Source organism: Photobacterium damselae (assembly GCF_003026815.1).
Taxonomy (GTDB): domain Bacteria; phylum Pseudomonadota; class Gammaproteobacteria; order Enterobacterales; family Vibrionaceae; genus Photobacterium; species Photobacterium damselae.
In genome coordinates, this window is the sequence record NZ_PYOG01000003.1 from 48,712 (window position 1) to 64,160 (window position 15,449).

Sequence of the window (15,449 nt, forward strand, 5' to 3'; positions counted from 1 at the left end):
ATGATTTCTACAACAAATTATCTGACGCCTTTATATGGCGGTATTCTCTAAAGAAAAAAGGAATGGCTATGTCTAAATTGACTGTTGTTGCAAATATCATTGCAAAGGAAGGACAAATTGATCTCGTAAAATCAGAACTTTTGAAGTTGATTGATGTGACACGGGCAGAAGATGGCTGTATTAGCTACGACCTTCACCAAGATAATGAAAACCCAGCCCATTTTGTATTTTTTGAAAATTGGAGTTCTGAAGATAAGCTGCAAGCCCATTTAAATAACACACCAATTGCCGAGTATGTCAAAGCGACAGAAGGTGCCATTGAATTATTTACTATCAATAAAATGACTCATATTGGTTAGTCGATATATAGGCTTTTAGTGATATACCCAAGTGACTCAAGATGCCAGATTCAAAGCGACTAGATCTTAAAACGATCTAAAGCATGAAAGCGTGTAAAAACATTAATCTCGCAAAAATACGTACCTTGAATTGCTTGGGTGTAAAAATGATTTGAACTTTACTATTAAAACTTCCCGCTTTTCACAGCGGATAAAAATAAAATTAGGGTTTCATCATAGTCTAACACTTTAACGTTTTTGCAATGTCACTGCCGTACCAAAAGCCATAACTTCAGATGCACCCTCAGTAACGGAGCTTGTGGTAAAACGAACACCTACCACAGCATCAGCACCAAGATTTCTGGCTTCATCAAGCATTCGTTCAACAGATATACTACGTGCTTCATTGTACATTTCGGTATAGCCTTTAAGCTCTCCGCCAACAATACTTTTTAAATTAGCCATAATATCTCGACCCACGTGCTTAGACTGAACAACATTTCCTGTCACCACACCGAGCACATCTGTAATTTCATACCCTGGCATTGTTTCAATTGTTGAGTATTTCATAGGCAACTTACTTTATATGATTCCAAATCATGGGAGTAACTCATAGTCGATAGTACCGTTATTATGAATGGAAAATAGCCACATATTGCCATTTTCTTCATATTGATACTTAGCGATATTCTCGACAGGCTTAAGATGTTTCTCAAAATCACGAACTTCTTGTTGCGGTAAAGAAAACCGTCCACTTGAAGAATTCAGATCTAAATCATTATGTACAGTAATTTGAGTTGCATCTTTTGGTATCACTCTTGGTAACCAACCTCGATCAAACACACCATCATCAGCAGCAATCTGATAAGTCTCGTATTGGCTGGTCACAACATCAGAACATCCCAGAAGAGACAATGTAAGTAAAAGTATTCGTTTTTTCATAAAAATATCATCTAGCTTCTATATTTCTATCAAACTACTCCTATTAATGGCCAAACTCTGTCCTATTTTTGTAATAATACAGGCCAAACAATGGTTGTAAGGATACAAATAGTGAAGACGATATATTCACCATCGGCTCTATAAGTATTATCACGGTAATCAATTCCTTTTACTAAGCATAAATATGAGAAGATTAACCTAATGCGCTACGAATAAAGCCATTGTGGTTTGCTAATTGCTTTTTTGCTTGTTCTGCATCAAGCCCAGCCAAAATCATCAAAATAGCAGTCTTACAATGTCTATCGCAGGCACTTAACGCTTCTTCTGCTTGTGCCACATCACAATCTGTCGCTTGCATGACGATATTGGTTTGTCGTTGGATCAACTTAGCATTAGTAGCTTCCACATCAACCATTAAATTACCAAATACTTTACCAGTACGGATCATAGCGCCTGTTGTCAGCATATTAAGTACGAATTTTTGCGCAGTGCCCGCTTTCATACGAGAAGAGCCCGTTACAACCTCAGCTCCAACCACAGGAGTAATCGCAATATCAGCTATTTTTGTCATTTCACTTTGCGGATTACAACTTATCGCAACAACTTGAGCACCAATGGAATGCGCATACTTCATTCCTCCGATAACATAGGGAGTACGTCCACTAGCAGCGATACCAACCACTACGTCATTTTCGGTTAATCCTAAATTTTGAAGATCTTGTTTAGCCAACTCTTGATTATCTTCAGCATTCTCTACCGCTTTTAATATTGCTTTATGACCACCAGCAATAAGTCCAACCACTTGATTAGGATTACTTCCATACGTAGGTGGACACTCGCTGGCATCTAAAATACCCAACCGACCTGAGGTTCCTGCCCCCATATAGATAAGGCGTCCTCCAACCATAAAAGCATCAGCAATGGCATCTACCGCAAGAGCAACCTCAGGTAGTGTTTTTTCAACAGCTAAGGCTACTTTTTGATCTTCTTGATTGATAACCGTCACCATATCAAGTGTTGATAACGTATCTATTGCGTGACTTGCTTGGTTTCGACTTTCAGTTACTAGCTGAGATAAATCAATTTTCATAATAATTATTTCGTATTTCTAACAATCAGACTTACGCACATTATACCTAAGTCATCTCAAGGCGCTACGCTAGGGAAATCACCCTTTAGCCAGAAGCAAGAGTATAAATTCTGGATATTGAAGCTCTAGAGCTCAGCATAAAAATTGTCAAATATGCGATCACGACATAAGCTTTTTAGAATTGCCAGTGTTTTACGAGCAATCTATATGAAGAAACTTATATGAAGAAAGTAATGCAATTTTTTGCCCTGATACTAATGGCCTCAAGCTTGAGTTTATCGACTTATGCTTTAGAGTTATCCCCCCTTACGAGTGAGCCCTATACTGGCGATCTTGCGGTTATTGAAAAGAAGAAAGTCATTAGAGTGCTGGTTTCTGCCGATTTGGGGTTTTACTATATTGAAGATGGTCAACCGAAAGGAATTATTGCAGAGCTTCTCGCCCATTTTGAACAGCAACTAAAAAAAGAAAAAAGACCATTACATATCCAGATAATTCCAGTGACACGAGACCAGTTGATTCCGTTGCTGATTGAAGGCTATGGGGATTTGATCGTCGCAAATTTAACAATCACAGCAACACGAGAGAAAGAAGTCTCATTTAGTGACCCCGTTTTAGATAATATTTCAGAACTTATCGTTACCAATAAATCTCATCCACTGATTACAGAAATTACTCAACTTAGTGGGCAAGATTTCTGGGTAAGAAAAAGCTCTAGCTACTATCGAAGTCTGCTTAGAGTTAATAATCAACTTGAGTTACAGCAACTGGCTCCTATCAACATCCATTTTATTGATGAAACAATCCAAGACTATGAATTAATAGAAATGATTAACGTTGGGCTCATCAATGCAACTTTATTAGACAGCCATAAAGTAAAAATCTGGCTCTCAACCATGCCTAATATCCAAGTGAATGAACAATTCCCATTAAGATATAAAGGGGAAATTGGGTGGGCAGTACGTAAAGATAGTCCTAAATTTTTAGCTTTAATCAATAACTACATCAAAACAGTAAAATCAGGAACATTAATGGGTAATGTGATTTATAACAAGTACTTAAACCAACATTTATGGTTAAAGAAATTCCTCAGCCCATCTAAAATAGACAAAGCAAAAGAACTATCTAATGTCTTCTTCAAATTTTCCACTGAATACGATTTTGACTACTTGATGATGATGGCGCAAGGTTATCAAGAATCAGGACTAGAGCAAAACAAGGTTTCTTATAAGGGTGCCGTTGGTATTATGCAAGTATTACCAAGTACAGCTCGCGATAAAGCGGTCAATATTTCAAATATTTACAACCCAACAAATAATATTCATGCGGGAATTAAGTACATGGCTTACTTAAGGACATACTTTTTTTCCGACGAAAGCATTGATTATCAAAACCAAGTTTACCTTTCTTTAGCTGCGTACAATGCAGGACCAGGAAATATCTCTAAAATGCGAAGATACGCTAAAGAGCAAGGCTATAACCCAAACATCTGGTTTAAAAATGTTGAAGTTGTAACAAGAAAGCATATAGGGAAACAGCCTGTTGTTTATGTAAAGAATATTAACCGTTACTTTATTATGTATAAGCAATTAGTTGTCTTAAAAAAAGAACGAAGAGGTACGGTTAAACCCTTCCATCCTCCTTATAAATACAATCCAATAAGCTTATTTTAAAGAAAAAGCCTCAATGATCACATCACCGAGGCTTAATCTACAACTATCTAAAAATCGAATTATTCAGAACGACAAGTTTTAAAAATATCCAGCTTAGGATTGTATACCTTCGTCTGAACATCCATTACTCCAAGCATCGAATGGAATACGTTATCTTGAGAGAAGTGACCAGATTCCGCTTCTTTTTCTAAACATGATGGGTTGATACCGCGGTCTTGCTCAAACCCTTTCGACATCCAAACCATCATTGGAACAGTAGTTTGATACTTTGGTGCTAAGGCATAAGGTGTACCATGCAGATACAAACCATCTTCACCTAGTGATTCACCATGATCCGAAATATAAAACAGAGCAGTGTTATATTCTTTGCTATAACCTTTTAGTTTTTGGATTAACTGATCAATCACATAGTCAGTATACAAAATCGTATTATCGTAGCTGTTTACTATCTCTTGAGTTGTACAGTTTTCAATATCCGCACGTTGGCAATCTGGCTTGAAAAACGCATGATCTTTGGGATAACGCTTATAATAAGTAGGACCATGACTTCCCATAATATGTAATGCGATAAATTTATTTCCCTTCATATCAGAAACTTCTTTATCAAAATTATTAAGTAAAGCCATGTCATAGCATGATTCACCATCACATAATGGATTATCTGAACTTCGATCTAATACAATCTTATTTATACGGTCGGCCGCGCCTTTATCACCACCATCATTCTCTTTCCACAACATGGAAATGCCCGCACGATGTAGAATATCAATAAAGGTATCTTGGTTATAAGCCCGTTCTCGGTTGTAATCACTCTTATTCATAGCAGAGAACATACATGGAACAGAAACAGCAGTTGCTGTACCGCAAGAAGACACCGACTTAAATGATATTACGCCGTCTTTCTTCGTATATTGGTTAGTAGGTCGAGGGTAACCGTTTAGCTCATAGTTCATTGAGCGTGCTGTTTCGCCAAGAACAAAAACAAAAAGTGTCGGCTTACCATTATGTGTTTTGGACACTACTTGTTTTGCATCTGTACCAATTTCTTGATACTTCATTGGTTCAGTGAAATATGTTTTGTCTACGTATTTACCTAAAGCGTAAACATAAGCTGGGTTAATCACGCGGTTTAAGTAATGATTATTACGACCAACAGAGCTGTAATCTTTATAATAGAAAAACGCAACAAGACCAATAATAACTAATGAAGCTAAAATCGAAACCAACTTCATCAGTACAAACTTAAGAGCTGAAGAATATGGTTTTATGGGTGTTTTTAACAGTAAGATAACGGGTAAAACACCAAGAACTGTAACCCATACCACACCAGTAAGACTAAAGTATGACGTCGCTTCTCCTGCATTCGTCTCAAAAATATTTTCCATCATGCCATAGTCAAAAATGGCACCATATTGGTACATAGCATAGCAGACGAGTGCAGAGAAAAAGATGAGGATACTAAAAAAAGGCTTAGTAATATAAGGCCATGAAAATAGATTAAAAATAATGTTCAAAGCCGCAGTTAAGAAAATTGGCAAAGAAATAATAAAACCAATCTTAACAGCAGGAAGGGTTTGAAATATATGCTCAAAAGTACGCCAAAGCGGAAGATTAAGCACGATGGCAAAATAAAGAGCCAATAAGAAGGTAACCATCCCTACTGTTTTTGGCTGTTTAATATGAGTTAATAAATTCTTCATCTATTTGTTATCTATTTATCTTATATGAGGATATTGATGTAAAAAGTAAACAACTTCTAATTAACGGTGCGACAAAAGCCCGACAAGGCAATAAGATCTCGCATTAACCGTGAAATTTTTGTGAAACTTAGGTTCTAATAATAAAAATCAGTGAATTTTGACACAAAAAGGACAGTTAACAGCACAACAAATACGCAGAAGACATAAATCAGAAGGATACGAGCAAATTTCTGAATGGATACTTAACATTGAAGCAGTTAAGCTTTTAGATTCGTAGGTTGCGGAGATATTTAAGATAGTTGTTTCAGAATGCTAGACTGTAATTGTTCAAGACAAAATAACAGGTTCGCCGTATAATCTAGCCGTTTTTGTAATTTTACGGTATTAAATGTGACTCAATTAAGTCTAGAAGCGATTCGCCAACAACTCACCGAGCGTCATTTTCACGCAGATAAAGTTAAGATTGTCACTGTTGAAGCGATGGATCCAGCTGATTTAGAAAGCTGTACAACAGTTGAAAATGAAACTTTCTATAATAGCTATATGAATGTTATTTATGGCAAGGGCGATCGTTACGTTTTGGGCTACCGCTGTAATGAAGCCGAAATTATTGATCAAGCTATCATCCGTAAAGGTGATAAATACTATGATCCAACACTACAAGCAAATAGTGATAATTTCGAACCTTATCAATTTGCTCTTCTTACTGAATTTCAAGTTTTCGATATGATGAAGAATGCGAAATCAAATAAAGACTTTCCGCCTGACGTTGACTTCTTATTTGCTCGAGCAAAATACTATAAAAACATTATTAATAAGTAATAGAGCTCATTAATTTACAAATAAAGGGAGGTAGTCGCTCCCTTTATATTACTGATTTTCAATAACAAGTAATCGCGATACCTATCTCTGATGCTAAGCTTTGTAACTGCTCTTCTGTGTCTAATTTAATCGACCAACTAAGACCACTTCCTGTTGCTGTTACAACATTAGCGCCAGCAATCAATGTTATTTCATCAACTTGGGATTGCAGCGATACCCTAGCCTCACCGTTTAATCGAATAACGACTTCACGCTGATTCGCAATAATTTTTCCTTGAGAAAATTCAATGATCATGATTCTTTCTTTTTATGTTTCATCACAGCGATAGTTAAACGGCTTGTACACACTAAGCGATCTCGCTCATCAACAATATCTATTTGCCAAACTTGTGTTGTCACCCCTAAGTGGGTTGGTTTAGCAATACCTTTAACAAAACCACTACGCATCGCTCTAACATGATTGGCATTAATATCTAAACCAACACAATAGTGGCCTTCTGAAACACAATAATTGGCAGCTATTGAACCTAGAGTTTCAGCTAACACAACCGATGCTCCGCCATGCAACATCCCTAATGGCTGGTGTGTCCGATGATCTACGGGCATGGATGCCGTTAAACTTTCATCATCAAATGAAACATACTCAATACCAAGATGCTCAACTAACGTATTTTTTGACGTTGCATTCAAGTCTTCGAGCGTAAAATGACGCTTCCAAATCGACATACTAGCCCCTTTTTAAATGATCTATTGAATTTTAACGAAGTTAATACGATAACCCAAGCGATGATCTAGGTAACCAAAAAGAATACCTACAAAAAAAGGCATCCGAAGATGCCTTATTATTACAAAAGTAAACTCAATTACTCAGCAAGAACTTGAGTTACTGTTTCAATATCGATTGAAGGAGAAACGATCTCAACACGACGGTTCTGTGCGCGACCTTCTTCTGTTTGGTTAGAAGCAACTGGATCTGCTTCACCACGGCCTTCAGCAATGATACGAGAACCATCAACATTTAGGTGTGCACGAAGCGCATCAGCGACAGCATCTGCACGACGCTCAGACAGTTTCTGGTTGTAGGCTTCAGAACCTTTGCTATCGGTATAACCAACAACATAGATTTGTGCTGCATCTTGCTCTTGTAGACGCTGCTCAAATGGAACTAGCTTAGCTGCATCACCGGTAGAAATTGATGAGCTATCAAAGGCAAATGGAACAGCCAGTTTAAGCTCTTCTAAAGTCGCAACAGAGACTTGATCTACATATACAGGTTCTGCTACTGGCTCTGGAGCGCCCCAGCTATACACTAGGCTTAGACCATAGAAGTGAGTATCCCAATTTGCGCGAACATCTTTATCTTTTAATTCTACATCATGGTAGTACTGGTATTCTAGACGAGCAGATAAATGATCATCTAAGAAGAACTCAAGACCTGCACCTGCAGTACCTACTACACCGTCATCTTTATATTTCTCTGCACCAAAGCCTTTCGCTTCTGAGAAGTAGTATGCACCACCCAGTTTCGCATAAAGACCCATATAGTCTGTTGCATGCCATGTAAATTTACCAACAAGATCGATCGCCTGTTGATCAACACGCATTTTATAATCATTATTAAACTCAGCACGGCCTAGCCAAGTGTAGCCAGTTTCAACCGCGAACCAAGGAGTTACGTTGTAACCTGCAAACAAACCACCGCCCATATCATCGCGGTCAAATGCAGAATTACTATCTACGCCATCCACTGAAATATCATTATAGTGAGTAGCACCAACTCGGAAACCCGCATACCATGGGTTATCTGCTGCTGCGTTAGCGACACCTGAAATTAGAAGTGCCAACGGAAGAACATAACGAACTTTAGACATGAAATTATCCTTTTATTTTTTTACCACTGCCTTGTTGTTTTAGTCTAGAGATCTTAGCTAATACAAACCAAGGTCACAAAAGTGTTACCGACATCACATTTACATAGCAAATGATTAATCTAAACATTTATAGATTAACATAATATTTTATTTTAACCACAAATGTTATAAAGAATAGTAAATTAAATCAATTAGATATCAATAGACATTTGGTGAAAGATTATCACTATAATTTTGTTAAAAACCGATAGCATTTCACTAAAAATTTATATCGTTATGCACTATCAATTCCATAGTTTTCTTAACGTTTAATTGATTGTAATAATCAAGTAAAATAGCTCACAGAATATTTTTTGAGCTGCATAGGCAGGATATTGAGTACAACGCTATGGTTTTTCATAACAATAATAAACAATCAAACTGTAAAGTAGGTATTATTGGTGGTGGTGTGGCAGGTTCTACTGCAGCATTGCGTCTTGCCGAATTGGGTATCGATGTTGAGCTATTTGAAGAAGGTAAAAGCCTAGTTAATGGTCCTCCTATCTGCCACCTTCATGCCGGTGGTAACCTTTATCGTGAAATTAGTGATGAACAATGTGCGGTATTACTCAAACAATCCATTGATACTGTTAGAGCTTACCCCGCTTCTGTTAATGTGCGCCCTACGGTGTTAGCTGTTCCCACTCATGATGCTGGCGACCCTAAAGAGTTACTGCCACGCTTAACTATGTTACAACATCTTTATGCTCAACTGGTTCAACAAGATCCATGTAATTCAGTTCTGGGGAACCCTGATGATTACTATCGTCTATATAATGAAGCAGATATAACGGCACTCGCAGCTCTTGAACAACCTCTTAGTCCACAAACTCCCGATGAATGGATGATTCCTGTCGCAAAATCGATTAACCCGAAACAATTTAAGTACCCTATTGTGATGGTTCAAGAGTACGGTCTGAGTGTCTTTCGAATAGCCGCAACTGTCAGTCTAGCGCTAGCACAAAAAAGTAACTGCATCGTGCACACTTCAACTAAAGTGACGAACCTCTGTTATCTAGCGGATTCTCAATCTTGGACGCTGGAATATTCAAATAACAGTATAAATAAGCCACAAACCAAACACTTTGATTATATTGTCAATGCAAGTGGGTTTAGAACAGGAACTATCGACGATCTTATTCATGTAAAAAGAGACCGTTTAGTAGAGTTTAAATCGGCTTATGTTACACACTGGCAAGATTGTCACGCACAATGGCCGGAAGTGATCTTCCATGGCGAACGAGGAACTCCGCAAGGTATGGCACAATTAACGCCATATCCAAACGGTTACTTCCAACTTCATGGTATGACTGAAGATATTACTTTATTCAAAGATGGCTTAGTTCATAGTACAACCACTAGCTCTCAACCACATTTAGCAGCTAGTTTTTTAACAAAAATATCTGATCGTTGGCAGCAACAAGAAGTGTCTGAGCGAACAGAACGTGCCATTGCTCATATGAGTCAATTTGTACCAAGCTTCACCACAGCTACGGTTGGTGGAATGCCTCTATTTGGCGCTCAACAAATACCGGGGTTAGATCCTACGCTTCGTGCTGCTGATGTCTCATTTGCAGCACAACGCTATGCTCGTTCAGAAATTGTCAAAGCCTCTTCTGCTTTAAGTGCGGCAAATGAAATCGTTGCCGATCTTATTGCCAATAAACTGATTGATCCGCTTAATAATACAGACATTATTGAAGAAGAATTTAAAACCAACCAAACCCTTTCATTAGATGATGTTGTCAATAAAGCTGTAGCAATTGCCAAAGAGCGTGGATACCCTCAAGAACTCGCAATACCAACAGGCTATCAGCGAGCAATTTAGTTTTTATAAGCATAAATGAAAAGCAGAGCCTAAATTTAGAGCTCTGCTTTTGTTTATTTATACTGTTTATCTTGTCACAACTTAGCCGCGGATCATGCGAGCTCGGAAGTTACGACCTTTGATCTTACCATTTTCCAGTTTTTTCAGTGCTGCTTTAGCAATATCGCGCTGTACAGACACATAAGCACAGTAATCAAAGATATGAATCTTACCTACTTGGCTGCCTTGGATAGACTTATCACCGCCAGTTAGTGCGCCTAAGATATCTCCAGGGCGAACTTTTTGCTTTTTACCGCCGTCAATCAATAATGTCACCATTGCAGGACGGTATGGCGGTTGATTTAATACACTTTGATCCGGTAATGCTTCGCCAGAAATTGGGCGATCAAGGTAATCTTCAAGTAAAGCGACTTTATAGTGTTCTTTATCACTAAATAATGAACACGCAATACCTTTACTTCCAGCACGACCAGTACGACCAATACGGTGCACATGCACTTCAGTATCACGCGCTAGGTGGTAGTTAATCACAGCATCAAGAGCATCAATATCAAGGCCACGAGCGGCAACATCGGTTGCAACTAAAATAGAACAGCTCTTATTAGCCAAGCGAACTAATGTTCTGTCACGCTCTCGTTGTTCCAGATCACCATGAAGCGCTAGAGCACTAAAACCTTCGTCTACCAGCGTATCTGCCACTTCTTGAGCTTCTCGCTTAGTATTACAGAAAATAACCGCAGATTCTGGATGATGTTTAGCCAGTAACAAACGCACTGCATCCATACGCTCTTCATTATTATCTACTTTATAGAAATGCTGAGAGATACTGCTGTTATCGTGAGTCGCTTCCACTTTCACCATCGCAGGCTTATTCATAATGCTATTGGCAATCGAAGCAATTTGAGTTGGATATGTTGCACTAAATAGCAGTGTTTGGCGTTGCTTTGGTGCACAATCAATGACAGCATCAATGGCATCTTGGAAACCCATCTCTAACATGCGATCGGCTTCATCTAAAACCAATGTATTTAGATTATCTAGCGAAAGGTTACCTTTACGTAAATGCTCTTCTACTCGACCTGGCGTACCAACAATAATATGTGCACCGTGTTCAAGAGAGCCAATTTGCGGACCAAAAGGCATACCACCACACAATGTCAGTACTTTAATATTATGAATTGCACGAGCTAAACGACGGATCTCTTTAGCAACCTGATCAGCCAGTTCACGAGTTGGGCACAGAACCAATGTCTGTACACGAAAACGCTTAACATTAAGGTTATTAAGCAAACCCAAACCAAATGCCGCAGTTTTACCCGAGCCCGTCTTACCTTGAGCGATGATATCTTGACCCGCAAGAATAATAGGTAAACTTTGTGCTTGAATAGGCGTCATCTTTTCGTAACCCAGCGATGCCAAGTTAGCTAAAAGATCGGGATGAAGATTTAATGTTGCAAATGAGGTCTGAGTCACAACCATGTCCTGCTAGAAAAAAGGTTTTGGAGTATATCATTAACTAGCAAGTTATACCGAGCTGTATTTAAACAGCTCGGCGCAAATACTCTATTTCACCTGAGATTTAATATATTCGCCTAATTCTGAATGATGCAAAATCTTCGAAACAGGTAGAATGACATCACTTGGTCCCCATGCGAACACATTAACTGGCGTATGAGTGTGAGTTCCTGTTCCCCATACGATATTTTGCTTTGTTCCCTGCACTCTTGCTAACAAATTTGTTCTGTCATTGTAAGGATAGAAAGCATCAAAATCATGAATCGCTGGAATCGTACTTTCTGATAAATAACTATGCCCATCCACGTGGTAAGGGTTAGTTTTATCCGTTAATACCGCTTTTGCTTGTGCTTCAGTAATTGCAAATTCACTGTTGTTATTCACAATTTTCATTAACTGCTTTGCTGTCTGCTTATCCTTTGGCAGCTGCCCAAACTCAGTTAACATTCCAGAATATGTTTTTTTCTGTTGATATAACCCATCTAAGATTGTGAATGCTCCAAAGTTAAAATTTGGCGCATAATCGCGTTGAGCAAAAGCCTCACCAGAACGTTTCTGCGGCTCAGGTAACTGATATCCCGAGTAACTAAAACCAAATGATCCTGTTTCATGGTCTGCGGTAACAATCACTAATGTATCATCTCGCCCTTTAGCCCATTGATAAACAGCATCAATAGTATTATCAAATTTTAACATTTCATGCAGCATGGTACCTGCATCATTGCTATGACCCGCCCAATCAATCTGACCGCCTTCAACCATTAGGAAAAATCCTTTGTCGTTTTTAGCTAGGACTTCCAACGCCTTTTCCGTCATTTCACGCAATGTTGGTTGAGTACGAGCAGGATCTTCCTTAGTTTTACTGTATTCAATGCCGTCAGCCATTCCTGAGCTCGCAAATAAACCCAGCACCTTACTGCCTGTAGCTTCTTCTAACATCTGTTTATTAAATACAAGACTGTAACCTAAGTCTTTAGCTTCTAATAGTAAGTTACGTTCATCTTTTCGTTTTGATTTTAACCCAACATCACCATGTGTTAGGGTCTGTAATTGTTGGTAAATTTCGCCTTGTTGGTTTGCTGATTGTGGAATCCAGTTACGCAAGCCTCCTGATAACAGCACATCGACTTGAGTTGCTAACATATCTGAGGCTATTTCATTTTCTAATGAACGATGCGGTTGATGAGCAGCAAAAGCCGCAGGTGTTGCGTGGGTCATACGAGTATCAGAAACCAGCCCTGTTGCTTTACCCATACGCTTTGCTTTCTCTAATACCGTTTCAATAGCGTTACCGTCAGGATCAATACCAATCACCTCAGAACCTGTCGAGATACCGGTCGCTAACATAGTCGCAGAACATGCTGAATCCACAACGATGGCATCATCAGGATGAGTTAATGATGAACCAATCACACCATCTTGAGCTAATTGATAAAGGGCGGTTGGTTTGCCCTTATATATCGAGTTTGGTGCTAACTTAGCGTAACTTTCAAGCAAACCGACCTGCTGAGGCCCCATACCATCACCAATCATTAATATGACATTTTTTATTTCGGCAGAATGGGCGTTAAGAGAGAGGGTCGAGGCCGCAATAATTGTTGCCAACGGTTTAATGTACTTGTTCATTAATTATCCTTGTTTTTATTGATTCGGTTTTGATTAACTGGGCGTATTTAAACAAGGATTTTTGACAGATTTATGGCGATTTTAAGAAACAAAAAAGACACGTAAACTTTTGCCTATAATAGCGCGTCATTCCGTGTCTTAATTCTCTTTTATCTGTATTAGCAATAGGTTATCGCAACTAAAATATTCGAATCTAATAGGAATAATTACAATAAATTTGTAGGGATACCCTCTTTTTCAAACCCAGCTAAGATTCGAGTAATAAAATCGCCCCCTTCTTTATCGAAATCCACCATTCCATATGGCAGAGCATTGTTAACAGGTAACCACTGTTTCATTGCTTGTTTTATTACTTGATAGTTAGGATCCGAGGCCAAATTATGATGCTCATTGGGATCGAGATTACGATCATAGAGCTCTTCTGAACCATCACGATAACGAATATAAGTGTATTGCTCATCACGAATAGCATGACACTGATAGCCATAAGTCGTCACTGCAGGAATTTTTCTGTCAAAACGGGGATTATTCAGTAAAGGTTTTAAAGAGATGCCTTCATTCGTTGCTACTTTAGGTAAATGACAAAGCTCAATTAATGTTGGATACAGATCTAACAGGCTTACGGCTTCATCACACACTTGCCCTTTCTCTTGCTGCGGTAAGCGGATCATTAAAGGGACACGCGTCGATTCTTGCCACAGAGTTTGTTTACGATAATTCATATGCTCACCAAAGTTTTGGCCATGATCCCCCCAAAACATCACAATGGTATTATTGGCATAAGGACTCTTTTCCAAAGCATCTAGAACTTTACCAACTTGAGCATCCATAAATGCAATACAGGCTAAATATGCTTGCACCAACTCTTTACGAATCCCTAATTTATTAACGGCGGCTGCATCACCTCCAGGAATAATACCTAGAGCTAACGCTTTCCCCATAAGTGGAATATCAGTCATCTCTTTTTCAATCGTTTCAGGTACGATAATACTCTCAAGAGGGAACATATCGAAATATTCACGGGGAGCAGTATAGGGAACATGAGGTCGGATGAAACCACAAGCTAAGAAAAACGGTTTCTCATAATGGCGTTGTAATCTTTCGACGGTCCAATCCGCAAAATATTCATCAGGCATCACACCACCATTAGGAATATCATGACGATCTAATGCACCACTACATAAGCTAAACCCTCTAGTTCCGGGCCCATATTCTTGAGATTGAATAATTTGGCCCCCACCGACAGGAAACGGATAATACTTATGGTCATCCACACCATAAGAGCCATAACCGTAACCATTTGCTTTTAAATGCTCATCACGCGGTCCAATAACATACAAGGGTATTTCCTCATCCCATTGCTCTTTGTGACGATAATCAGCAGTACCATGATGAGAAATCTTTCCCGAAGCCATAGTGTAATAGCCGTTATTTTTAAAATGTTGAGGTAATACAGGCGTTGAACCTAACACCTGTTCAGCGACAGGATCGAACGGCTTAATGCCCAACTCCTTATTGGTATAAAGACCCGTTGTTGTGGGCGCCATTCCAGTTAGTAGCGCTGTACGAGATGGTCCACAGACTGGGACCTGACAATGAGCATTTCGAAATGCGGTCGACCGTTTATACAAACGATCGAGATTTGGGGTTTTAACTTGCGGGTGAGCTCCTAATGCGCCAATCCAATCATTAAGATCGTCTACTGCTAAAAATAACACATTAGGATGTTGCGTGGAGTGCTCCGCTTGCACAAAACAGCTGGAGGTTGCTGTCACCGCACCGACAGCTGCAGTTGATTTTAAAAATTTTCTTCTTGAAAGTTCCATTTTCCAAACACCTTAAATCGAAATATTCTTTTTTACAAAGCAAAGAACTATGAAAGCACAAATTATACACAATCGAAAAATCGCAATATAAATAATGATCACACTCTGTGCTTTGCCTTTATTTTCTTTCGACTTAAAGAACAATGAAAGTACAATCCGATTATAAACGAAATACCGAA

At 38.8% G+C, this 15,449-nt stretch carries 14 protein-coding genes; 4 read left to right on the plus strand and 10 right to left on the minus strand.

Annotated elements, in window-relative coordinates; translation table 11 throughout:
- The first annotated feature begins 68 nt into the window (after positions 1 to 68).
- A complete protein-coding gene (locus CTN07_RS04660; RefSeq protein WP_036765555.1) occupies positions 69 to 359 on the plus strand; it encodes a putative quinol monooxygenase in 291 nt (96 codons plus the stop codon).
- Between the two features lie 228 nt (positions 360 to 587).
- On the opposite strand, the gene CTN07_RS04665 is transcribed toward CTN07_RS04660, so the two are convergent.
- The 3 genes from CTN07_RS04665 to murQ form a co-directional block, all read right to left on the minus strand.
- Positions 588 to 908, minus strand: a complete 321-nt coding sequence (locus tag CTN07_RS04665; protein ID WP_036765551.1) for a YbjQ family protein — start codon at positions 906 to 908, stop codon at positions 588 to 590.
- Between the two features lie 27 nt (positions 909 to 935).
- The gene (locus tag CTN07_RS04670) at positions 936 to 1,280 is read right to left on the minus strand and encodes a YbbD-related protein (protein ID WP_036765549.1); all 345 of its coding nucleotides are present in this window, start codon (positions 1,278 to 1,280) and stop codon (positions 936 to 938) included.
- Between the two features lie 193 nt (positions 1,281 to 1,473).
- Complete coding sequence (gene murQ / locus CTN07_RS04675; RefSeq protein WP_005304677.1) at positions 1,474 to 2,370, minus strand: N-acetylmuramic acid 6-phosphate etherase; 897 nt, start codon at positions 2,368 to 2,370, stop codon at positions 1,474 to 1,476.
- A gap of 221 nt (positions 2,371 to 2,591) precedes the next feature.
- Here murQ and CTN07_RS04680 point away from each other — a divergent pair, with 221 nt between their 5' ends.
- Positions 2,592 to 4,043 carry an MltF family protein gene (locus CTN07_RS04680; protein ID WP_005304674.1) on the plus strand — a complete coding sequence of 484 codons (1,452 nt, stop codon included), beginning with the start codon at positions 2,592 to 2,594 and terminating at the stop codon, positions 4,041 to 4,043.
- 59 nt (positions 4,044 to 4,102) lie between these two features.
- On the opposite strand, the gene CTN07_RS04685 is transcribed toward CTN07_RS04680, so the two are convergent.
- Positions 4,103 to 5,743, minus strand: a complete 1,641-nt coding sequence (locus CTN07_RS04685) for a phosphoethanolamine transferase (RefSeq protein WP_005304673.1) — start codon at positions 5,741 to 5,743, stop codon at positions 4,103 to 4,105.
- Positions 5,744 to 6,133: 390 nt separating this feature from the next.
- Between CTN07_RS04685 and CTN07_RS04690 the strand changes: the two genes are divergently transcribed.
- The gene (locus tag CTN07_RS04690) at positions 6,134 to 6,565 is read left to right on the plus strand and encodes a hypothetical protein (protein ID WP_005304671.1); all 432 of its coding nucleotides are present in this window, start codon (positions 6,134 to 6,136) and stop codon (positions 6,563 to 6,565) included.
- Between the two features lie 58 nt (positions 6,566 to 6,623).
- Here CTN07_RS04690 and CTN07_RS04695 read toward each other — a convergent pair whose 3' ends face one another.
- From CTN07_RS04695 to CTN07_RS04705, 3 genes are all read right to left on the minus strand, one after another.
- On the minus strand, positions 6,624 to 6,860 hold the full coding sequence (locus CTN07_RS04695; protein ID WP_036765547.1) for a DUF3389 domain-containing protein: 237 nt from the start codon (positions 6,858 to 6,860) through the stop codon (positions 6,624 to 6,626).
- Complete coding sequence (locus tag CTN07_RS04700) at positions 6,857 to 7,291, minus strand: hotdog fold thioesterase (protein ID WP_036765544.1); 435 nt, start codon at positions 7,289 to 7,291, stop codon at positions 6,857 to 6,859. The genes CTN07_RS04695 and CTN07_RS04700 overlap by 4 nt, the downstream gene beginning before the upstream one ends.
- Before the next feature lie 137 nt (positions 7,292 to 7,428).
- Positions 7,429 to 8,436: an OmpA family protein gene (locus tag CTN07_RS04705; protein WP_005304666.1), complete on the minus strand. Its 1,008-nt coding sequence runs from the start codon at positions 8,434 to 8,436 to the stop codon at positions 7,429 to 7,431.
- 388 nt (positions 8,437 to 8,824) lie between these two features.
- Here CTN07_RS04705 and CTN07_RS04710 point away from each other — a divergent pair, with 388 nt between their 5' ends.
- Positions 8,825 to 10,303, plus strand: coding sequence for an FAD-dependent oxidoreductase (locus CTN07_RS04710; protein WP_005304662.1), 1,479 nt, complete (start codon positions 8,825 to 8,827; stop codon positions 10,301 to 10,303).
- A gap of 81 nt (positions 10,304 to 10,384) precedes the next feature.
- Here the strand turns inward: CTN07_RS04710 and dbpA are convergent, their stop codons facing one another.
- From dbpA to CTN07_RS04725, 3 genes are all read right to left on the minus strand, one after another.
- The gene (dbpA, locus tag CTN07_RS04715) at positions 10,385 to 11,776 is read right to left on the minus strand and encodes an ATP-dependent RNA helicase DbpA (RefSeq protein ID WP_036765962.1); all 1,392 of its coding nucleotides are present in this window, start codon (positions 11,774 to 11,776) and stop codon (positions 10,385 to 10,387) included.
- A 90-nt stretch (positions 11,777 to 11,866) separates the two neighbouring features.
- Positions 11,867 to 13,444, minus strand: a complete 1,578-nt coding sequence (locus CTN07_RS04720) for an alkaline phosphatase (protein WP_005304656.1) — start codon at positions 13,442 to 13,444, stop codon at positions 11,867 to 11,869.
- A 206-nt stretch (positions 13,445 to 13,650) separates the two neighbouring features.
- Positions 13,651 to 15,270, minus strand: a complete 1,620-nt coding sequence (locus CTN07_RS04725) for a sulfatase-like hydrolase/transferase (RefSeq protein ID WP_005304654.1) — start codon at positions 15,268 to 15,270, stop codon at positions 13,651 to 13,653.
- Positions 15,271 to 15,449 lie beyond the last annotated feature (179 nt).